This window comes from Methylophilus rhizosphaerae (genome assembly GCF_900100975.1).
GTDB lineage: Bacteria > Pseudomonadota > Gammaproteobacteria > Burkholderiales > Methylophilaceae > Methylophilus > Methylophilus rhizosphaerae.
Window position 1 is genome coordinate 26,287 of record NZ_FNFX01000001.1, and the last position, 22,033, is coordinate 48,319.

20 protein-coding genes are annotated in these 22,033 nt (G+C 50.5%); 2 read left to right on the top strand and 18 right to left on the bottom strand.

The window, feature by feature from the left end:
* Positions 1–2: 2 nt before the first annotated feature.
* From BLP53_RS00120 to BLP53_RS00165, 10 genes are all read right to left on the bottom strand, one after another.
* A complete protein-coding gene (locus BLP53_RS00120; protein ID WP_091467940.1) occupies positions 3–1,004 on the bottom strand; it encodes a glycoside hydrolase family 5 protein in 1,002 nt (333 codons plus the stop codon).
* Positions 994–2,106 (bottom strand): glycosyltransferase family 4 protein, encoded by a 1,113-nt coding sequence (locus BLP53_RS00125; RefSeq protein ID WP_091467943.1) that lies wholly within the window; start codon positions 2,104–2,106, stop codon positions 994–996. Before BLP53_RS00125 ends, BLP53_RS00120 begins: the two co-directional genes overlap by 11 nt.
* Before the next feature lie 34 nt (positions 2,107–2,140).
* Positions 2,141–3,148 carry an acyltransferase family protein gene (locus tag BLP53_RS00130; protein ID WP_176755170.1) on the bottom strand — a complete coding sequence of 336 codons (1,008 nt, stop codon included), beginning with the start codon at positions 3,146–3,148 and terminating at the stop codon, positions 2,141–2,143.
* 93 nt (positions 3,149–3,241) lie between these two features.
* On the bottom strand, positions 3,242–3,955 hold the full coding sequence (locus BLP53_RS00135) for a WecB/TagA/CpsF family glycosyltransferase (protein WP_091467950.1): 714 nt from the start codon (positions 3,953–3,955) through the stop codon (positions 3,242–3,244).
* Between the two features lie 25 nt (positions 3,956–3,980).
* Positions 3,981–4,694 (bottom strand): exosortase-associated protein EpsI, B-type, encoded by a 714-nt coding sequence (epsI, locus tag BLP53_RS00140; RefSeq protein WP_091467953.1) that lies wholly within the window; start codon positions 4,692–4,694, stop codon positions 3,981–3,983.
* Positions 4,695–4,697: 3 nt separating this feature from the next.
* Positions 4,698–5,543, bottom strand: a complete 846-nt coding sequence (gene xrtB, locus BLP53_RS00145) for an exosortase B (protein ID WP_091467956.1) — start codon at positions 5,541–5,543, stop codon at positions 4,698–4,700.
* 12 nt (positions 5,544–5,555) lie between these two features.
* Positions 5,556–6,431 (bottom strand): chain length determinant protein tyrosine kinase EpsG, encoded by an 876-nt coding sequence (epsG, locus tag BLP53_RS00150; RefSeq protein ID WP_091467959.1) that lies wholly within the window; start codon positions 6,429–6,431, stop codon positions 5,556–5,558.
* Positions 6,432–6,505: 74 nt separating this feature from the next.
* Positions 6,506–7,900 carry a chain length determinant protein EpsF gene (gene epsF, locus BLP53_RS00155; RefSeq protein ID WP_091467962.1) on the bottom strand — a complete coding sequence of 465 codons (1,395 nt, stop codon included), beginning with the start codon at positions 7,898–7,900 and terminating at the stop codon, positions 6,506–6,508.
* Positions 7,900–8,934, bottom strand: a complete 1,035-nt coding sequence (locus BLP53_RS00160; RefSeq protein ID WP_143001334.1) for an SLBB domain-containing protein — start codon at positions 8,932–8,934, stop codon at positions 7,900–7,902. Before BLP53_RS00160 ends, epsF begins: the two co-directional genes overlap by 1 nt.
* 209 nt (positions 8,935–9,143) lie before the next feature.
* Complete coding sequence (locus BLP53_RS00165; RefSeq protein ID WP_091467968.1) at positions 9,144–10,286, bottom strand: outer membrane beta-barrel protein; 1,143 nt, start codon at positions 10,284–10,286, stop codon at positions 9,144–9,146.
* A 334-nt stretch (positions 10,287–10,620) separates the two neighbouring features.
* Between BLP53_RS00165 and BLP53_RS00170 the strand changes: the two genes are divergently transcribed.
* A complete protein-coding gene (locus tag BLP53_RS00170) occupies positions 10,621–12,027 on the top strand; it encodes an undecaprenyl-phosphate glucose phosphotransferase (RefSeq protein WP_176755172.1) in 1,407 nt (468 codons plus the stop codon).
* 40 nt (positions 12,028–12,067) lie between these two features.
* Here the strand turns inward: BLP53_RS00170 and miaA are convergent, their stop codons facing one another.
* The 8 genes from miaA to BLP53_RS00210 form a co-directional block, all read right to left on the bottom strand.
* The gene (miaA, locus tag BLP53_RS00175) at positions 12,068–13,024 is read right to left on the bottom strand and encodes a tRNA (adenosine(37)-N6)-dimethylallyltransferase MiaA (protein WP_091467972.1); all 957 of its coding nucleotides are present in this window, start codon (positions 13,022–13,024) and stop codon (positions 12,068–12,070) included.
* Positions 13,025–13,078: 54 nt separating this feature from the next.
* The gene (locus tag BLP53_RS00180) at positions 13,079–13,453 is read right to left on the bottom strand and encodes a 4a-hydroxytetrahydrobiopterin dehydratase (RefSeq protein ID WP_091467976.1); all 375 of its coding nucleotides are present in this window, start codon (positions 13,451–13,453) and stop codon (positions 13,079–13,081) included.
* 36 nt (positions 13,454–13,489) lie between these two features.
* Entirely contained in the window at positions 13,490–14,365 is an 876-nt protein-coding gene (locus tag BLP53_RS00185; RefSeq protein ID WP_091467981.1) for a triphosphoribosyl-dephospho-CoA synthase, read from the bottom strand.
* Positions 14,366–14,369: 4 nt separating this feature from the next.
* Positions 14,370–15,278 (bottom strand): ATP-grasp domain-containing protein, encoded by a 909-nt coding sequence (locus tag BLP53_RS00190; RefSeq protein ID WP_091467984.1) that lies wholly within the window; start codon positions 15,276–15,278, stop codon positions 14,370–14,372.
* A gap of 146 nt (positions 15,279–15,424) precedes the next feature.
* Entirely contained in the window at positions 15,425–16,399 is a 975-nt protein-coding gene (gene mch, locus BLP53_RS00195; RefSeq protein WP_091467987.1) for a methenyltetrahydromethanopterin cyclohydrolase, read from the bottom strand.
* Positions 16,365–17,468, bottom strand: a complete 1,104-nt coding sequence (locus BLP53_RS00200) for an ATP-grasp domain-containing protein (RefSeq protein WP_245652545.1) — start codon at positions 17,466–17,468, stop codon at positions 16,365–16,367. The genes mch and BLP53_RS00200 overlap by 35 nt, the downstream gene beginning before the upstream one ends.
* An 8-nt stretch (positions 17,469–17,476) precedes the next feature.
* Positions 17,477–18,370 carry an NAD(P)-dependent methylenetetrahydromethanopterin dehydrogenase gene (locus BLP53_RS00205; RefSeq protein ID WP_091467990.1) on the bottom strand — a complete coding sequence of 298 codons (894 nt, stop codon included), beginning with the start codon at positions 18,368–18,370 and terminating at the stop codon, positions 17,477–17,479.
* Between the two features lie 123 nt (positions 18,371–18,493).
* Positions 18,494–19,453 carry a beta-ribofuranosylaminobenzene 5'-phosphate synthase family protein gene (locus BLP53_RS00210; protein ID WP_091467992.1) on the bottom strand — a complete coding sequence of 320 codons (960 nt, stop codon included), beginning with the start codon at positions 19,451–19,453 and terminating at the stop codon, positions 18,494–18,496.
* Positions 19,454–19,657: 204 nt separating this feature from the next.
* Between BLP53_RS00210 and ppsA the strand changes: the two genes are divergently transcribed.
* On the top strand, positions 19,658–22,030 hold the full coding sequence (gene ppsA, locus BLP53_RS00215; RefSeq protein WP_091467996.1) for a phosphoenolpyruvate synthase: 2,373 nt from the start codon (positions 19,658–19,660) through the stop codon (positions 22,028–22,030).
* Positions 22,031–22,033 lie beyond the last annotated feature (3 nt).

Here is a 22,033-nt window from a genome sequence, read left to right on the forward strand (position 1 = left end):
TGCTATTTTTCCAGGCTATCTTGCAGGATCTTCAGCCGCGCATCATCGGGATCATCTGTGAATGGGTTAAACATATAGGCCTTCATCCAGTCGCTGGTGGCCCAGTATGTCCAGCCTATCCACAGATCCTTGTTTTTATTCAAAATATCCATGGTCGTTTTCAAGTCTTCCAGGCATGCTGGCGAAAGCGATGCCCCAAATTCGCCCAGAAACGCCTGTTTACCATGACTGCGCAACCAGGCGTTTACTTTTTCAAATTGGCCGGCAAAGCGCTGGCTATCTACGCATTCAGCATGTGTACCACTGTAATCGCTATCAAAATACTGATGCATTTCATAAGCATAATGGTTAGCAGGGTCATTAATCGGTAACAGCACATCCGCATTCGATCCGGCACTCCCTGCCGCCAGCCATTTATGCATGCCGGTCCAGGCGGTACCAGGAACCAGGATTAGCTGGTTGGCGCCATTGTCCCGAATGGCGGTAACAGCAGCCTGCGCCAGGTCAAACCATACATTGGCCGGTTGCCGGTTAGGTTCGTTCATCAGGCCGAAGACCACATTCGGATAGTCTTTGTATCTTGCTGACAACCTGCTCCAGAGATCACGGAACGTAGCGATATCTTCAGCAGAGTTAGTCAGGTAATGGCTGTCATAAGCCGCGTAGTTATGAATATCCAGCACAATATTTAGCTGCAGTTGTGCGGTCTGCTGCACTACCCTGTCCAGCTGCCTGATTTCCGTTGCCGAAAACTCGCCCAATGGGGCCGGCTGCAACCTGCCCCACAAAAACGGCACCCTGACCGTATTGAATCCGGCCGCTTTCATCTGCTGGAAATTTTTAAGCGTCGGCCAGTGGTAATCCTTCTCAGGCGTACCGGGTAATCGTTTATTATTGAACTCCGCCCCGGGAAGATTGATGCCCTGGTAAACTTTCTGCGGCTGGGCTGCATAAGCATGCAGTGAGCAAAAAATCACACAAATCATCAATAATTTAGCCATCATTCAATATCCGCCTATATTCATTTAAATATTGCGTCCCGACGGCATGCCAGGAATACCTTTTTACTGACTCCTGCAAAGCGAATTGATTCCAATTTTTTTCCTGGTGCAAGCGCATGACGCTATCCGCCGCCGCCACTGAATCTTCGCTGAGCAATGCGCCATGTCCTGTGGTTGTGGCCAGTTTCTTAAAGGGAGGAATCTGGCTCAGTAAGGGAAACAGGCCTGCGCTCATGGCTTCAATAGGCGCAATACCAAAACCTTCATGCTTGGAAAGGCATAAAAAATAACTGGCCGCATGAGCCAGCTGTTTCAACTGGCTATCTGACGGGCTGGCATACACCTGCACACGGTCATTGATTCCATACTCTGTGGCAGTTTTGCGGATTTCATCTTCATCAATATCATACGGGCGCCCTGCGATCACAAATTGCCAGTGATTACCGCGATCGCTTTTCACAAGTGTGCTGAACAGGCGCAATGCCTCGACGAGGCCTTTATTAATCGACCAGCGGCCGAAGTAAATAATATTCGGCTTTGGCGGTAACTCTGAGGCGGGCGCAGATAACTTGTCTATATCGACGCCATTTTCAATCACCACCAGTTTTTCCGGCGGAATAATCTGGCTGAAGATTTCCCCGTCATTGTCACTGCACCCGATAACTTTGTCATAAAAGAGTGAACAAAAACGGGTCACCGTCTTGAAGTAGATTTTTTTCAAGCGGCTGGCATAGGTGGTATGAAAAAAGCCGCCATGCGTGGAGACCACCAGTTTCTTTCCATGAATGATTTTTGTCAGCGCCAGAAAGTCGTAGAAAAAATCAATGGCATGCACATGTACCAGATCGGCTTCCTTCAAATGGCGCAATACCGAAAAAGCCAGCGGATAGCGGCTGGATCCGCCATACGGAATACGGATAACTTTGACGCCATCCATCCATTCAATCGCAGCTAATTTTTCCTCTGGATTTTTAAACACGCGGTCCAGGGTAATGATGTAAGGCGTTAGCCCGGCCTCCAGCTGGCACTTGGCCAGGTTTTTGACCACTTCTTCCAGTCCACCCACAGAAGGTGCATATTGTCTTACCACATGCGCAACAATCATTGTGTATTCTCTAAAGCATCCAATTATTAAAGCGTTATTTCCTGATTAGCCGCCGTTTCAGGGCCGCTTGCGTGGGGATTTCGATCAGTGCATACATCAGCCAGCTTAAGGTGAGTGCCAGCATCACCGTGCCAACCGCCATCAATGGCCTGGGCAAACCATGCACATAATGCGTCATGCAATACATCACCGCTTCGTGCGACAGGTAGAGGGAAAATGACCATTGGCCAATCGCCATCAGTAATCTATTGGCCAGCACGCATTGGGTGAACCCTGTCTGGTAACTCAGGATGAATACCGTGATGGCGGTCAGTAACGCATAATGAAAAATGGCATACGGGTATCGGTAATCATGCACGCTGACCAGGTAAGTACCGTAAATGATCAGCCCCAGGAAAGCGGCGGCTTGTACAACATTCAGCCACCAGCTGGGGTTGATTGAAACTCGTTTCCTCAACACTCCAGCAGCGCACCCCAGGGCAAAGAAATGGATTTTGGATGGCAAGGTCGTGCCTGGCACGTGGTTCCTGACCAGCAGCATGAAAAATATAGCAACGGCCACCAGCATGACCATGTTGAAGCTGCCTTGTTTGTATTGAAAAAAGGCCAGCCAGATAAAGATGAAGAACATATAGAACTGTACTTCTGGCGGAATACTCCAGAACACCGATACATTGCCGCTGAATAACAGGTGCCGCACGATATTATGCTGGTCTATGTTGTAAATAAACTGGTGATCAACATAGTTATAAATTATGAACGCTATGATAATCGTGAACAGGTAAGCAGGCGCGATACGCGAAAAGCGGCTGATCAGGTAATTTTTGACAGCCTGGGCATCCGGTTTTTTCTCCAGGTATAAATACCCCATCAAAAAACCGCTCAGACTGAAAAAGACGGCCACGCCGATGCTGCTGACGTTATAGCCTGTCCATAAATGGGCGGAAAGGCCATGTGTGAACAACACCAGCAAGGCGGCAATGGCCCGTAATCCATCCAGTGAATTCAGGTGAGTCACAGGCGAATTGACGGCCGGTTTCATGGACGATAACTTCAATGGATTCGAGGCGCTTGATTGCATTTTCTTAATCAATAGAATTGTTTTTCAGGATGTGTGACATAACCGTGCCGGTTATTATTTCCGTTTATATTGAAAACAGATCAGCAGGAATTTCACGAAATCAATGGTATAGCGCCTGAATAACCTTCTTGGCTCCAGCAATAACCTGAACAACCATTCCACGCGCAGCTTCCTCATCCATTCGGGTGCCCGCGCTTTATTCTTAGCCAGGAAGACATATAGTGCACCCACTCCTGCGATCAGCTTCACATTAGGCAGTTCAGGACTATGGTCGAGTATCCATCGCTCCTGAAGGGGATTTCCCATGCCAACCAGCACAATGTCGGGGTCGAGATGATTCAACTGCTGGATAAAAGATGGCTGTTTGATATCATCAAATCCGTCAAATACCCCGACCACGTGGTGGCCCAGCTTTTCCAACACTGTTTTTGCCGGTTGCAGGTCGCGATGCGTACTGCCGATTAAGACAATTTTTTGCGCAGGCAGGGAGGATAAAAGCCTGGGAGTAAAATCGGTGCCATTCAGGTTTTCCTTAAACCTGGCTTTATTGATCAGCTGATTTGCAATATCCAAGCCAATGCCGTCATTCACCAGCAATACCTCTTCACTGGCATTAATGGCAGGAATCAGCGGCTGGCATTGCACAACAAAATTGGTGTTCACAAAAAACAGCAGTGTTTTTTGCCCGGCAGCCAGCCTGGCAGATAAATGCCGGATAAGCTGGGCGCTGGTGTAACTGTTAATTTTCAGGTTGGAAATCAAGAACATATCAGGAGTGGTGTCATTAATGTGTTTAATTCAGCTGGTCTTTACCCAGAATCTGCTTGTATTGTTCAGGTGTTAAACTGGCCGCCAGCGCCTGGATAAATGATTCCTGGATCTCATACTGTCGCTGGAGATCACTGCCAATAGACGACACGCGGAACAGCAAGCCGTCCGGAATCGAGCCGCTCAACCCGTATTTGATTCTCTCAATGCGCCAGGCGACGCCATTCACCGCAATGGCATCACCGATCTTGATCCAGTAGGTAATCGGTTCTATGCGCTCTGCCTGCTTGGCAAGTAATAGCTTTGCTTTCACCTTGCCATGCACCGTGGAGATTTCTCTGGTGCCCAGGTCCTGCATGGAAAACCCTTGCGCGACATAACAAACTTCCGGCCTGTGCACCTGCATCATGTCCTCCTGATCCCCACCATAGGCCACCGAAAGCATGACTTCATGCCCGCTGGCGTCCCGGTAAGTCCTGCTGATTGTCTGGCTGTATGCACTTTCTACCTTGCTTCTCAACTCTGGGTCCACCACGCCGTTATTCGCACCCGCCATTAAAGACCATGACCCGAACTGCTGCGGCACAATCCGGTTGATATCAAACTGGTGCCGCTGTGTGGACATTCTCGCGACAGGGGTCAGTATTTCCGCGATGATCATGGCGCACAGAAATGCAATGGCGATAGCGACCACACGTTTATCAAATGCCAGTTTCCTGGAAACCTGTAACTCAGCCATTGGCTACCTCCCTGCCCTTTTCACCGCCCATTGGATCAGGCTGTCGCACGTAATGATGAGAAATAGCGCTATCGTAAATAATACGAAACCGGCAAACTCGTGCAGGTAACTTTGTGCCACCTCGTCACCCAGGTAATAAGTGATAAAAATCAGGATCACCACGCGGATGACATTGGCGCTGAACGAGATAGGCACAATCAAAATAGCCAGCAGACTATTCCTTATGAGGGATTTGCTGTGCACAAGGTTCAAATATAACAAGCCCAGCGCCTCCAGCGAGATCAGCGTGTGCATGCCGGCGCAGGCATCGGCCACGAATAACCGGTACTGCCCCACAAACAGCAGGACGCCTTCCCTGGCGACAGGAATTTGCGAGGTGTAATATGTGATCCATTCAGCGGCGGTGGAAACGGCTATTTTCATCGGCAAGGTTACAGTCGAAAGCACCACTTGTGGAATAGGCAGCATGAACAGGATAAAAAAGGCAGGAAACAGGAAAGGCCGGCTTTGTTTAAAGCCGAACAATATCCACAAAGCCCCCAGCAATACCGGCACCTGGGAGCCCAGCTCAATTAACAGGATATGTTGCGAGCGCCCGATAATATAGGCGAGCAATCCGGCGAGCAGGAAAAAGCCGCCCACCCCTTTTTCGGCCAGTGAAAGCCTGGGTTTAATGGTTTGCAAGGCGGGCAGTTTTGTGGCGATCAGGTAACAGACAATGATAAATACGATCATTGCATGCCCCTGGCCTTCCTGCTGCCAGCTTACCCGGTAGGAATAGATATAACTGGGTAAATACAGGGCGAAAAATGATAAGAAAAAGAGAAGTGAGTTACGATGAACCTTCACTCCATACCTTTCTTAATATTCATTCACGACCACGCCCAGGATTTTGGCACCGGTATTGGCAATGAGTTTTTTTGCTTCCGCCAGTTTTTCATGTTGTGAATGGTTGATACGCGTCACCATTAAGGCGGCCCCGGTGCGTGCACATACGGTTTGGGCATCCAGGCAAGTTTCTGTCGCTGCGGTATCAACCAGCACCACATCATATTCGGTAGAAAAAATATTCATCAGCTTGCTGAACAGGGGGCGGGAAAGCATTTCCTGCGGGTTGGGGGGAATGGTACCGGCCGGCAAGACAGATAAATCAATGAAATTGGGAATGGGCTGGATCACATCCAGGTTGGCCCTTTGCGCCAGGATATCTGACAGCCCCTGTTTATTTTTCAGATTAAACAGGTCGGCTTGCGCAGGTGCGCGCAAATTGGCATCGATCAGCAGTGTTTTGGCACCCAGTTGGGAAAACACGATCGCCAGATTGGCGCAGACAAAACTGCATCCATCTCCTTTGGTGGAGCCGACCACTGTCAATGTTTTCTTGTTTTGCGCAAACCATTGCACAATTAACTGGCTGCGCAAATTCCTTAATTTTTCCGTGGCATCCGTGAATGGCTCGAACGCAGCAATCAGGTCCCGACTGAAACCGGAAAAATCAGTATTGAACGTCGGGAAGTCGAATTGCTGTGACAGCGCTTCATTGATATCCTCGGCAGTCACAAACCCGAGCTTGATCGCAGCCTCACCAAACCTGAGATGATGCTCTGCCTGGTATTGAATAATCCTGTCCAGTTCGCTGCGGGTAATTTTCCCGAACTCAACCAGCAAAGTGCCGATTTGACTGAAAGGTTGCAGCGGGAACTTTAAATCATCATCCGTTAAATTGTGGTTAGCCATATCTCTTTTGTCTGAATATCTTATTTGTCTAGGTACGAGATGGGTGACGGCATACCGTCACCCCTGTTTTGGGACTAATGCTTGAAGGCCAGCAACCCAGCGTTTTTCTTCTTGTCTGCCAGCCCTGGTTTGCCGGATGGTAGCGTGACCAGTACCGGGATATCCAGTAACGCTTCCAAGTCATCAACACAACGTACTCTTCTGTCCAGGAACTCTTTTGTATAAGCAGCCAGCAACCCCAGGAATCCACCAGCGAGCACACCAAAAAACAGGTTGAACAAGATGTTGGGTTTGGAGGGGCTGGTGGGCGCCACGGCCGCCGACAGCAGCAAGACATCACCTTCGGTAGACGTGCCTTGCAGGCTGGATTCAGAGACCCGCAGATTAATGTTGTTATAGGCCAGTTGCGCGTTCTCGACTTCACGTTGCAGCACAGATAACTTATCCCGGCTGCGGTTAAGCGTTAGCAGTTTTTTCTTCTGCGCATCCACCGCCGCCCTCAATTCGCTTTCCCGCTTGGTATAAATATCCGCCGAGCTGCCCAGGCTGGCTTGCACCTGGTTGACCTGGCGGTTGTAATCCGCATTCAACTGGTCAAGTTCGGCTTTGGCCGACTGCATCAACGGATGGTTATTGGCATATTTCCTGGATAAATCAGCCAGTTTTGCCTGGGCATTGGTAATTTGTATTTTCAAGTTCTGAATCAGGGGGTTGGAAAGGATATCCGGGGAGACCTCCTTGTTCACGGCCGCTTTATTTCTATTGCTAGCCTCCAGGGATTGCGACTCGGCCACGGAGAGTTGCGCAGTCAGGTCATTGAGTTTTGCATTTTCAATATCCGCATTTTCCACAGAGCTGGTAATACCCTGGTCCTGTAAATACGCAGCGACAGCGGATTGCGCTTTCAGTAATTCCTCACGCAATTCTTGTTTCTTTTTACCCAGGAAAGTCATGGCCTTACGGGAAGGCTCACTGGACATTTCCACGTTGGTTTCCAGATAAGACTCGGCAAACGCATTGGCCACCAGTTTGGAAAACTCGGGGTCTGACGAGGTATAACTGAGCGTCAGCACTCCGCTGTCGCGAGATGGCGTAATACTTAAATTTCCCACCAGTAAATCAGCAATCCAGTAACGGATATCACCCACGCCACCGGTTTTCTCCTGGAATTTCTCCTGCATGCTGGCATTCTGGTCAATATGCAACTTATCGACGACCTTGAGCGAGACCCGGTAGCTATTGATAACATCAATCTGGGTGCTGATATAGTTGCCCAGCATGGATAATGGCTGAGACACCCCAGTGACCGGATCCGGGCCTTTCATTTTGAAAATCAGGGAAGCATTGGCCGTATACGCCTTGCTCATGGCAAACGTGATGATGACCACCAGCAGGAAAGTGCCCAGAAACGTGTAAATAAACAGGCGAAACCTGGACTTGAAGATCAGGTAAAGTTGCTTGATATTCATTAGAATAAACTCTCTTCGACATACAACACATCATTGGGGCGCACCATTTCGGTCAACGCTGGCGTGATTTTACTGACCGAACCCTTGTCATCTGTCCTGTAGACTTTGATACCGCGCTGCGTGCCCCTCACTGAAGGGCCGCCACCTTGCGCCAGGGCCTGCATCAGGGTCATGTTCTTCTCGATGCGGTAGGAGCCCGGACGCTGTACTTCACCGTAGATATAGACCATGGGGGCTTTTGGCACGTAAATCTTGTCGCCGGGTTTGACGATCATGGCATTTTGACCGGCTTGCGGGTTATTGGACATTAACGCCGCAATATCGATGCTTTTAGTCACTTCAGCCCCGCCGGAAGAAGTGGTATACAGGATAGTGTCCGCCGCATTGGCATTCGTCCCACCTGCCGATACGATAAAGTCGGCAATAGAGCGGATATTGTCTGAAATACTGTATTTGCCTGGCTGGTTGACCTCGCCGCCAACTACCACTTCATTGGTAGGCACATACACGGTTTCCCCGCCATTGAGCAACGGAATCTGCTGGTTGGAGTTTTCATTGACCAACCTGGATAAATCAAAGGTTTTCTTGTCGCTACCGCTAATGACAGTCACCAGTGAGGAGCCTCCGGCTGCCACGCCACCGGCCTCTGCAATCATGTCCAGCAAGGTGGTTTTATGCGTGACGGGATAGCGGCCTGGCTTGTTCACTTTACCGATAATCGACGTTAGCTTGCTGCGGGATTCCAGCAGGAATACATTGACATTCGGCTGCTTGATAAATCCGCCCTGACGTAAAGCGGTTGTTATTTTTGACTCTGCGTCCTTGGCTGTATGGCCGCCAATTTCCACCTGGCCAATCAAGGGATAACTGATGTAACCACTGGCATCAATGCGCGTTTCCAACGTCAGGTCCGGATTGCCATACACCAGGATGCGAACCAGATCGCCAGCACCTAAATTTTCATCTGCCAAGGCAATCGCGCTGCTCAATAATAGTCCGGTAAAAAAAGTCAGCCATTTAAAATATTTATTCACAAGAAAACCTCTCACCAGGATGCAAACCCTATCCTGAAAACACCCGCGCTCTTACAGCTGATGCTTTCACTGGAAAAGGGTTCCATGCTATGAATTGCCATAGCGCACAAAAAATTAAATGTATTGATGGCAGGTCGAATGCCATTGCAGTGAACGGCATGCAACCCAAGACAAGCGCGATTCAACCACCGCGCCTTAGAGAAACCGGCTTAGAATAACAAGCCGACAGTCATAAACGCTGAAGTATCATCGTAGTCAAAAAAGTTATCCGTAGAATTTCTTCTTGACTTGCTTACAGACAAACTGGCATTCACAAAGTTTCTTGGTGACCAGTAAACGCCTGCCAGTGCAGAGGCTTCATGGTCATCCCGGTGGCCATTACCCGCAGGGCCTCTGCCAAGATAATTGCGTGTCAGATAGGAGGTGTTGGCCATGAAGGCCAGTTTGGGAGAGAACTCATAACGCAACCCAAGTTTGAAGGAATCAATCTCGGCATACGAGCTATCTTCACGGATAAAAGATCGCAGCGTTCTTCCTGCATAGCCATTTAACGAGATTTTAGAGGTCAGTGCGTAGGTGGCTGAAACATCGCCCACCCAGCCGGAATAATTGCGCATGGTAAACACCGGGGTTTCCTTGTTCACATAGCCCAGGTGCGCTTTGTAGTTGAGCCGCTTGTCGGATGTCGTCTCGTAAACCAGTTCATAGCTGTCAGAATTGGATTCTTTATCAATCCAGCGGGCAAAGCGGGAAGGATCAGCAATATTGTTGGCCTGCTCACTGTGCCCTTTGTGGTACATGGCTTTCAGATACGAGCTCGCAAAGTCGTAGCGCCCGCCCAGGTTCAGGCGCCTGGTCCGGTTGGAGATTTCTTCCTGCTGGTCAAAATTAAAGGCGTTATCATTTTCCGTTTCAATGACAGTGACCCCTGCCAGGAAGTGAAAAATCTTGTGCGGTGAAAAATCTGCTTCAAAGTTATGCGTTTTAATGGTGACCACGTTTTTGACCGGCGCCGTCACAAACCTGAAATCGTTTAAGCGTTCATCACGGCTGGTTTCCAGCGTCCCGGTCAGATTAGGCGTCACCGCCCAGTCCCATCCCAGCGAATATTGTTTGGCGGTAAAGTCCAGGAAGTCCGATTTGTTGTATTTGTTATCGGTGACATTCAGGTTGGCGTGAAACTTCTGCAGACTGTATGCCTTGTCAACATTAATGCCTAGCCGGTTCACCGTCACCTGGTCGGAGACTTCCCCGTCGGGGCGTCGGAATAAATTATCGTCAAATAACTTTGTGGTTGAAGCAGAAAAATTTAATGTATCTGCCTGATCAGCCAGCGCCTGATGGGAAACCATGTCTAACAAACAGCATCCCCAGAGGAATTGATGCGCGAGGAATCGTAATTTCTGATAGTTATGTTTTAACGGCATGCACCCACCCTGAATTAATAAAATCTTTACCTTAGTCCTGTTTATTAAAAAATAAATCGCACCTTACAGAAAAATACCTGTCTGACGTAAAGATTTAGCCTGATAAAAAGAGCTCCAATGGCGTACATCCGCCAGTCACTTTTACAGGTTATCACGTAAATAATACTCCTGCACCTGTCTGCTACCTTACCTGTCCAATCAGGCAGGATGGTAATGATGGCAGGTGCTTGATTCAGTTATCAGCCACTTAACTACCATCATGACTACAACAAAACCTCCAATCAGAACACTTGCAGGCCTTTCCTTCAGCGCCAACAACTCACTGTACCTCCTGGAATCCCTCATCGAACCGCTGGTGATGGTATTCGTGCTGTGGGGCTTATCCATCTATGCGGAAAACCGCATTTCCATGTCGATCTTCATTACGTCAATTGTGCTGTTCTTAATTACTTTCCCCAGCGGGGCCAAAATCCGCAAAGGTTTTTTCAGGATGTGCCGTGACGTTATCGCACAGTGGATTTTAATTGCTGCGTCAGTATTGTTTTTTGCCTATACCACACATTACATCTCCCTCTATAGTGAGCAGATGATCCTTATGTGGCTGATTGCCACGCCAGTGGCGCAAATTATGGCATTGCAGTTATTGAAATGGACCAGCCCGGGCCTGGTCCAGTGGCAGGCACCCATACAAAACGCGCTGATTATTGGCCTGAATGAGCAAGGGATGATGCTGGCTGACAACCTGAAAGAGGATTACTACCAGCGTACGCATGTGCTGGGTTTCTTTGAAAACCGCTCTACCGAGCGTTTAAACCTTACGCCAGATTATCCGATACTGGGTGACCTGAATCAGCTAAGCAGCTATCTGCACTCACATACCGTACACAAGCTATATATCGCCTTGCCCATGTCCAGTCACCCGCGTATTTTGAAAATACTGGACGACCTGAAAGATTCCACCGCTTCCATTTATTTTGTGCCGGATATGTTTGTGACAGACCTGATCCAGGGTTGCGTTTCAAACGTGAACGGGATTCCGGTTGTTTCTGTCTGCGATACGCCTTTTACCGGCATGGATGGTTTTATCAAGCGCACGGCCGATATCCTGTTCTCGCTCGCGGTCCTGATATTGATTTCCCCCCTTCTGCTGGCCATTGCCATTGGCATCAAGCTCAGCTCCCCTGGCCCCATCATTTTCAAACAGCGGCGTTATGGCCTGGATGGGCAGGAAATCATGGTGTATAAATTCCGCTCCATGACGGTATGCGAAGATGGTGGCAAGGTCACGCAGGCCACGAAAAATGATCAGAGGATTACCCCACTGGGCGCATTTCTGCGCAAAACCTCGCTGGATGAATTGCCCCAGTTTATCAATGTGTTACAGGGCCGCATGAGTGTGGTCGGGCCACGCCCGCATGCGGTGGCACACAACGAGGAATATCGCAAACTGATTAAAGGTTATATGGTGCGCCATAAGGTCAAGCCTGGCATTACGGGCTGGGCGCAAGTCAACGGTTTTCGCGGGGAAACCGATACACTGGATAAAATGGAGCAGCGCGTGCGTTACGACCTGGAATACCTGCGTAACTGGAGTCCGCGCCTGGATATGCTGATTGTGGCCAAGACCGTCTGGTTAACAGCCGTTGGCCAGGACAGCGCTTATTAGTTCTGTCGAAAGATGCGGAGCCGGAACAGGCCTGCTTTTGCTATTGCCGGGTATGCTGGCTGATGAGTCTCAACGCAGTATTAATCCAGTCGTGGCTCAGGCAATCCAGCACGTGCACATCCTGCATGCCGCGCAGCCAGGTCAGTTGCCGCTTGGCGAGTTGCCGGGTGGCGTACACGCCATGCTCACCCAATGTCGGCAAGTCAATTTCACCATTCAGATACTGCATGGTCTGCCGGTAACCGACACAACGCATACTGGGATCATTCGCTGTCAGTTGGGGATAAGCGCTTAACAGGGCTTGTACTTCCTCAACCAGGCCTTGTTTCAGCATGAGTTGAAAGCGCTCGGCGATACGCTGGTGCAGAACACTGCGATCACTGGGCACCAGGGCGATTTTCAGGATATCAAAAGGCAGTACATTTTTTGCCGACTGCGCCCGCAACGCACTCATGGACTGACCGCTAATTCTGTATACCTCCAGCGCGCGTTCGATGCGTTGCGTATCGGTCGCATGTATTTTTGCTGCGACTTCAGGGTCAATACCGGCCAGTTGTGCATGCAACGCAGCCCAGCCCAGCTGGCTGGCTTCAGCCTCAATTTCAGCGCGCACAGCCACATCGGCAGGTGGCAAATCGCTTAACCCATGCTGTAAGGCGTTGAAATACAGCATCGTTCCGCCCACCAGTACGGGCATACGCCCTTTTGCCGCAGCCGCATGCATCAGCGCCAGTGCATCTGCAGAAAACTGTGCTGCGGAATATTGCTCCAGCGGGGAAAGCAAATCAATCAAGTGGTGCGGCGCCTGGCGCAAAACATCTGCATCCGGTTTCGCCGTCCCAATATCCATGCCCCGGTAAACCAGGGCGGAATCCACACTGATGATTTCTATCGGTAACTGCTGGTATAAGGCAATGGTGGCTGCCGTTTTACCGCTGGCAGTCGGCCCCATCAGAAAAATGGCCGGGGGCAGACCGGGATTAACGGGTGAAGACATACAACATCAAGTAGCAATCAATCAGTAACAAAAAAACAGCGAGGTAATTGTGGTTTATTTGTCGTACTTCACGTAACTGAATCGCAGGTCATCCTGTGGCGTGCCTTCCAGTGCGGAACCTGCCTGTAATTGTGGCTGCCATTGAATCACTTCTTCAATTTTCCGTGCCAGTTCAATATCTTTCATGGTGATGCCCTTGGCGGTATGTGTGCACAGTTTCACAATGACAAAAGCATAAGAAACGGTTAAATCGGGATGGTGCCAGGCCGCTTCCGCCAAATGCCCTACCGTATTGACCACCATCAGCGTCCCTTTCCAGCTATTGGTTTTATATTTGCGGCGTATCCAGCCATCCTCATAAATCCAGTGCGGCAGGGATTCGGCAAAATGTTGTTGAATTTCCTGTTCGGTCAAGACTTGTTCAGTCATTGCACTCTCCTTATAAACAATTTAATGGGCATCACTTTAAAGAAACAGTATACCAGCCCTGTTCACGGGCTGGCTCAAGATGGACAACATCGCTGTGATCACGGTCAGATCAGCACTGGTGCCGGGATTGATGCCCGCCTGCTTGAGTGACTGATCCCATTGCAAAAGTACCGGCATATAGTTCTTCGGATTATCCAGTGCCATCAATGCCTGGGCATGATGAGCGGCGGTTTGCTGCACATTCAGCGCGATAGCTTCACCGTATTTGCGCGCAATATGACTGTCTGGCACCGAAGACAACCAGTACAGGTAAACCGCGGTCAAGGCCCAGGCCGGGCGTTGCCAGCGCTCAATGCAACTGGCATAGAGTGGTAAGGCCTGCTTCCATACCTGCGCATATCCTTCCACATACTGGCATGCCACCATGTCATGTCTGGCGGCCAGTTGCATCGCAGCCAGCAGCGTGATCTGCGGTGACTGAGACACATCGTGCTCCTCCCGTTGCCCCATGCCCGCAGGCTTGACCAGGCGGATACCAGCATACACGTGGGCGGCATCAGCGACCGTAGTTTCCTGTAACACTTGCTGCAATGCCGTTTGCAGCGACAACTGCGGGTATTGCAAAGCTGCCTGCACGACGGGAGCCACTAGCAAAATAATCCCCAGATTGGTATTACAGCCGACTTGGGCATAAGTCGCTTCCAGTGCAGCCAGTATGCGCTGCCCCAAGGTACGGGAACCAAATTGGTCATCGTCGCACAATACGGGTGCCGAGGCTTCTGCGCTCTTGATAAAGTCCTGCACCTGCATGCCATGACCATCAGCGAATATATGTACATTGCCAGGCTTTAGAGCTTCCAGCTCAGCCAGGCAGGCGGTTAAATAAGCTTTTTCCAAAGTGTTGGGTGACATGCGGTTAATTATCTGCGGTTTTGCCAGCAAAACGTAATAAATCCGCTACCAGGATATCGGCGATATTGAGGTCGGTGATAGTCTGCAAGCCGCGCCAGGCAGGAATACTATTAACTTCTATCACCCATAACTGGCTATGCTGATCGCGCATGATGTCGACACCGGCGTAATAGATTCCGATTGCTGCAGCTGCACGTACACCCAATTCAGCCACATCCAGCTCATCACAGGCACTGCACCGTGCACCACGCGCAACATTATGCAACCAGCCATCCCCCTGGCGGCGCATGACCGCAATCGGTTCGCCATTCACCACGAATACGCGGTAATCATGCTGGTAAGACCCACACTCGATTTTTTCCTGCAGGTAGTAAACGCCATCTACAAACATATCCTGCGGTAACGCAAATTGTTGCGGGTGTTCGATTAAGCGTACGCCTTTACCTTGCGACCCGAACAAGGGCTTGATCACCAGCGTTCTGCCGCTATCCAGCACCTGCTGCATAATGCGGTGCGCGGTATGCCGGTATTCGCATACCCAGGTTTCAGGCGTTGCCACGCCATGCTCAACCAGCAACTGGCTGGTCAGGCTTTTATCCACCGTGGTTTCAATCGCCCGTGCATGGTTATAGATGGCCATGCCCTGGCGCTGCAAGGTATGCAGAATATTCATGCGGGTAATGATTTGCTGCGTAGTCCCGGCGGCGACACCGCGTACAAACGCGATAGGTGAAGCCTGTTGCAGACCGGGAATATGCACTGTGACCACTTGATTGGCGACACTGACATGGCAGCTATCCAGGCATACCATCAGCGCCTGCCAGCCCCGGCGGGCAAACGCCTGTGCCAGCGCCTGCCCGTGCCAGCCGCCTTGCTGGGCGACTTCGTCAGTGAAGATTGGAACGACTTTCATGATTAAAAATGGTCGAGCCTGCGCGTTTTTTTATTGATGGCCTAGAAAGCTAGGATTTGTGTTGGAACTGCTTTTCCAGCCTGCTATGCTGCTTTAATTCGCCTTGCACATCATACTGCCTGATAATTTAATATATCACTTAAAATTTAACTGCCAAATGACTGATTTAATAATGTTTCATTGAATTGTCCGGCAAAGAAAGTACGGCCAGACTTCAGGTTGGTGACACTGACCTTGGCTGGTGAGAATAACATCGGGTCAATCTGGTAAAAATCCATGTTCACGGCTTTAAACACTTCGGCGAATGGACGTCCGTAATCTTTGGAAGCCGAAGAAGGTAATTGTTGTGCCAGTTGCTCTGCGGCGGCATCTTCGGTGTTCACAAACAACTGCACAAAGCCGCCAAATAAAATGGCATCATTGGTGCGGCCCATGCCGGTAATAAAATCCGGTGATGGTGCAGGTACAGGTGCCACGCCATAGCCATCAACAATGGCATTCAAATCAAAATGCAAGGCATGACATTTATGCAGAGCGACTTCCAGCACGCGTGCCGTGACTTGTAACGAACCCGCGATACTGCGTGTGGGTGTCAGAATAAAAGTCAGTTTATTGGCCGGCAGGCCGGTATCCCTGGCTACTTTTTCGATAACTTGTACCGGTGGTATTTTATCCGTTTCCAGCACCAGCACCGATTGCTCACCTTTATCGCTGTAGTGGATATCTTTAAATACCTCTTCACGCTGTGCGATAGCACGGGCCGGACCGCTACCAAGTGAGAAAAATTTTTCATGAGACAAGGCCCAGCCAGCGTATTGACTGCCCAGGCAGGCAATCACCGGTTGCTTAGCCGTCACGACGACACTTAATGGCCAGTGGGCAAACTGCGGTACTTGCTGTAACGCGACACTCCCCAGCCCTCCCATGCAGATTTCGGCAATGATGCGCCCGGCTTCGAGGCCGCCAGGTGTTTGAATCCCGGCGTCGACAATGGTGGCGCCGCTTTCATGAGTGCTCACAAGGCAGCCTAATGCGGGTGCATTGGCGACCAGGTGAGCCACCAGAGGCGCACTGTATTGTTGCACGCTAATGGATGTTGAATTCGATGTGTTCACAGACATACGTTCCCCATAGTTTCTCTAATTGTGTTTTTTTGTGCTGCAATGCCTGCCGCACCTCACTGTCCGAGTGCCCTTCAGCATACAGACTGCATACCGGTTGTCCGGCGGCAATGGCGGCATGACCGTTTGGCCTGTCCTCTACCCAATCGGGAAAGTCCAGTTGCGCATCTTTTATAGCCTGGCGCGCATAGGCAATGCAGTGGCTGGCATGCTTACTGTTGAGCTGAAATGCGGGCATCGTATTATGCTGACAGCTGGCAATATGCGCCTGGATCAATGGCAAATCTGCATATAGTCGCATGCTGGCACTCAACCTCGGATTGATTTCCAGCACATGCAACTGCCCGTTGTGCCAAATCGCATCCAGGCTATTAATTCCCACCAATCCCGAATCTGGCACCAATGTTTGCAACAGGTTTTGCATGGCCTGAATCAACGCCATCTCATGCAATCTCGCCGCACCGGCATAAGTATATTTTCCCGGCCTTTGCTTAAGCGCATGCACGCCAATCAATATGATGGTTTGCTGATCTGCAATAAACAAAGCGCCTACTGGCTGCCCGGTTTGAGATACCTGCCAATAACCATCGCTGCTGCTAGCGTCATCAGCCTCAGGCCAATCACGGACATGCGATCCGCCGCATTGCCCTGTTTGTTTGTACAACCACTTACCTTGCAGTGGTGCCTGTAATCGTATTTCTGGTGATAACACGCCGTGCGCTTCGCAGTAAGCCTGCAACCATACCGGCTGTTTTACCTGTTGCATGACCGCAGGCGCGTTTCCCAACACGTGATAGCGCTGGTGCAGTTGCCCATAGCATTCAATATTGGCCTCAAAGCCGGAGCCAATCAATAGGCCGTCCGGCTGCCATTTATCCAATGCCTTAAGTAACGCATCAACCTCTGCCTGCATCAACTGTCCGCCCAAAGCCGGTAACTGCCATACTGCATGTGCACTCTGCCTGGTATCCGCATCGGCGAAAGCATCTATCGCCAGGACTTCAAACCCTTCATGCCGCGCTATTTCCGCATACAGGCGGGCGCTGTGTGACAGGATAGCCAACCGCAAGAATACAACTACCCTACATGGGCACAGGCATATTCGTATGCCTGATGGTAATCAATATGCATGGGGGATTCGCTTTGCAGCATCTGCTCCAGCAATTTGTTTTGTGTGACATATTTAAGCTGTCCGATTGCCAGGGCACCAAAACCGGCCACCTGTGTCCCTTCAATCAGGCCACCATTGGAGAAGGTATCCACACCTTCGATGCCTGAAGGCGGGACGGCATTGACATCAGCCACCACTTTCAAGCTTCCGGAATTGGCAAACTGGCTGGTTTCCAGCACACGGATACCGGCAGGTGTTGCACACAGAGCCACGGTAGCTTCACTCAGGACGGTGACTTTGGCTGCTTCCGAGCTACCATCTACCACCTTCAGTTTTACATCATAACTGGCAGCTAATTTGTCCACATAGGCCTGCATGCTTTCCACGCCAGAATGCCCGACCATCAGCACTTCAGAACCCTGGCGCGCCGCAATCAGGGCCGCAGTTGAGCCGACTGTGCCGCTGGCGCCAAAAATGGCGATTTTTTCCTTGCCCAGGCCGCTGCCGGATTTTTTCAGGTGAAAATCAACTTTGGCCAGCATGGCTGCCGCGGTGGTAAATGCGCCAGAAGGATCAGAGAAGGTATGGCATTCGAAAGGTTTAAACATGGCACTACGGGCCTGTTTTTGCATTTCCAGCGCTACCTGGATATCCCGGCCACCAAAAAACAAGGCCTGCTGCTTGAGCCCGCTGGGGCTGCGCGAAAAAATCGCATCCTGGGTCAGGGCCACAATTTCATTCAGGGTGACATCAGTATAGGAAATGATTTTCTCATAGCCGGCATCAAACGCCATATTGACATCAAACGGGCTGGCATTTTTGGCCGCTGTGAATAAATGCATAATACTGGTTTTTTTCATTACTCCCCCTGTGGAACTCATTCGCTAAATAGTATCACGTGCAATATACACAATCCTGTGCTGGTTCAAAATCAAAAGCAGACTGTAAAAAGAGCAACTTTTCCTCAATATGTCTTGGTACAGTTATCCATGCACTGCGATATGTGCCGGCTGGTTGATCGCAGCAGCCACAACAAAGGAGAGCGATGGGTGGTTCATTTGGGATAACTCCATCTGTTTTTGCAATGCCGCGGCTTTTGAAGGTAACAATACAAACCCGGTAGGACCCCATGAAGTTTGCCCCAGCCCACAATACCCCTGGTGCTGAAGGATTTCCAGCACGCGGGCAACCGCTTGGCTGGCATATATCCCGCCCTGTGCCGGGGAAAAATACTCGGCATTATACGTTTGCAGCGCGCCAATAAATGCGCTGAACCCGTTGAAATCCTGCTCTACCAAGGCAGGTAATCCCTGCATCAGGAGTTGATGCTGGATTTTATGCGTTGCCGCGGCGGATTGCGGCGTCAGTTGTTTAAATGCCTGTTTTTCACCTGAGCCATGCAGCCCATCGAGGCTGCGATCCTCAATCAGCAAAAAATGCCATTCTTCTGGAAATGCATGCCTTGCCAACAAGGGCGGCACCACAGTTTCCGGCCCACGCCCACCATCCATCACCAGGCCACCATGGTCAAATGTCGCAATGCCAATCCCGGAACGCGCACCGCGCCGGTGTATGGCGGCGATCTGAGCAGCATTCACTGGTTTATCCAGCAATGCATTGACAGCCGTCCCGATCGCCAATGCCATTTGCGTGCCTGAACCCAAACCGCCATGCCGCGGAATGGCGGTTTGGATATTTAACGCCAATTGATTATCCACGCCAAGGGACTGCAAGTGGCGCTGCATAATGGCGGCGGCCCAGGGATCAACCTCAGATGGCTGCAGCTTTGCTGAAACGGTTAATGCAGTCTGATAGGCATCAATGGCAACGCCCAGGCTGCCAAATTGGCGCTGCGCCTGGCCACTTAAATCAAAGAAACCGAGATGCAATCGGCCATAGGTCTTGACGCTGACCGAGCGTTCCGGAGAAATTACTGCATTCATGGCGGTTGATAATCAAAAGGGTGTGGAGAATTTCAGTTGTAGGATTGCTGCTGACGTGACATTAAAACACGATTTTGGCATAATGCCCGTTTAAATGTAATTCCATAAACAGGTTGCGCCCAACAGTAAACCTCTATTATCGAATTCAATCCATTGCTTTCCGCGATAGATTATCATCTGATTTAAAACAATTAAGGGTTTTATATGGCAAGTCATGTTATTCCATTTGAGAATCTCAGAAACAGCGATGTACCGTCCGTAGGTGGCAAAAATGCGTCCCTGGGTGAAATGATTTCTCAACTCACAGCCAAAGGCGTACGCGTACCAACCGGTTTTGCGACCACTGCCGATGCTTATCGTGAGTTTTTATCTCAAAATGGTTTGAACAATAAAATCAATGACTTGCTGGATAAACTTAATGCGGATGATACGCAGGAGCTGGCCAAATGTGGTGCCCAGATCCGCCAATGGATCATGGAAGCCGAATTTCCAGCCGCATTGCAAACAGCGATTGCCGAAAACTATGCCAAACTGATTGAAAAATCAGCACCCGGCACCACTTTCGCTGTACGCTCCTCTGCAACAGCAGAAGACTTGCCCGATGCTTCTTTTGCGGGCCAGCAAGAAAGTTTCCTGAATATTCATGGTCTGGAAAATATCAACCATGCCATCAAGGAAGTATTTGCTTCCCTCTATAATGACCGTGCGATTTCTTATCGCGTACACAAAGGCTTTGTACATGCGGATGTAGCCCTCTCTGCCGGTGTGCAGCAAATGGTGCGCTCCGATATTGGCTGTGCCGGTGTGATGTTTACCATTGATACCGAATCCGGTCACCGTGACGTTGCCTTTATTACAGCGTCTTATGGGTTGGGCGAAACCGTGGTGCAAGGTGCTGTCAACCCGGACGAGTTCTATGTGCATAAACCCTTGCTGGCACAAGGCAAACCAGCCATCGTGCGCCGCACCATGGGCTCCAAGCTGATCAAGATGGTATTTTCTGACGCGACACAGGCCGGTAAGTCTACGCATACCGTGCCGGTAGACGCGGCTGAATCCAACCGGTACTCGCTGACCGATGCCGATATCCTGGAGCTGGCCGGGTATGCCATGATTATTGAGCAGCATTACGGCTGCCCCATGGATATCGAATGGGGTAAAAACGGTTTGGACAACAAACTGTATATCCTGCAAGCACGTCCTGAGACTGTGAAATCCCAGGAAGCCGCGAACAATGTCACCGAAACCTTCAAATTGCAGAAGCACTCTTCCGTGCCAGTGGTCGCTGGCCGTGCCGTGACGCAGAAAGTCGGCGTTGGCCCGGTACGTATCGTGCTGGATCCGGCGGAAATGCATGAAGTTCAGCCAGGTGATGTGCTGGTGGCCGACATGACTGACCCTAACTGGGAGCCGGTGATGAAGCGTGCCAGTGCATTGGTGACTAACCGTGGTGGCCGTACCTGTCACGCAGCGATTATTGCGCGTGAACTGGGCATTCCTGCCATCGTAGGCTCAGTCAATGCAACCGATTTGCTGCGTGATGGTGAAATCGTCACCGTGTCTTGTGCCGAAGGCGAGACCGGTTTTGTTTACCACGGTGAACTGAATTACGAGGTATCCACGCAATCCAACAGCGAGCTGGCAAAACCGCCCTGTAAAATCATGATGAACGTGGGCAACCCGGATATGGCGTTTACGTTCGCCCAGACACCGAATGATGGCGTTGGCCTGGCGCGCCTGGAATTCGTGATCAACAATATGGTTGGTATTCACCCCAAGGCTATTTTGAACGTGGATGCCATGCCTAAGGGGATACAGGCCACCATTCATAACCGTGCGCGCGGTTATGCCAGCCCGAAACAGTTCTATATCGATAAAGTGGCGGAAGGCGTAGCGACGATTGCTGCCGCCTTTTACCCCAAACCAGTGATTGTGCGTACTTCTGACTTCAAGTCCAACGAGTACAAAAAACTGGTGGGTGGTGACATTTATGAGCCAGATGAAGAAAACCCGATGATCGGCTTCCGCGGCGCTGCGCGCTACATGGCAGAAGACTTTAAAGAGTGTTTCGCCATGGAATGCCAGGCCATGAAAAAGGTGCGGGATGAACTGGGCCTGACCAATGTCGAATTGATGATTCCTTTTGTACGCACCCTGGATGAAGCCCGCGCCGTGACTGAAATCATGGCAGAGAATGGTCTGAAGAGGGGCGAAAATGGCCTGCGCCTGATCATGATGTGCGAGATCCCTGCCAATGCCCTGCTGGCGGAACAGTTCCTGCAATACTTCGATGGTTTTTCCATCGGCTCCAATGACCTGACCCAGCTGACTTTGGGCATGGATCGCGATTCCGGCATCCTGGCGGACGGGTTTGACGAGCGTAACGACGCCGTCAAGGAATTGCTGAAAATGGCAATCAATACCTGCAACCGCTTAGGCAAATATGTAGGTATTTGCGGCCAGGGCCCTTCCGACCATGAAGACTTTGCCGAATGGCTGGTCAAAGAAGGTATCCAGTCCGTGTCCCTGAACCCGGATACCGTGGTTGCGACCTGGCAGCGCCTGACTAAAAAATAACTC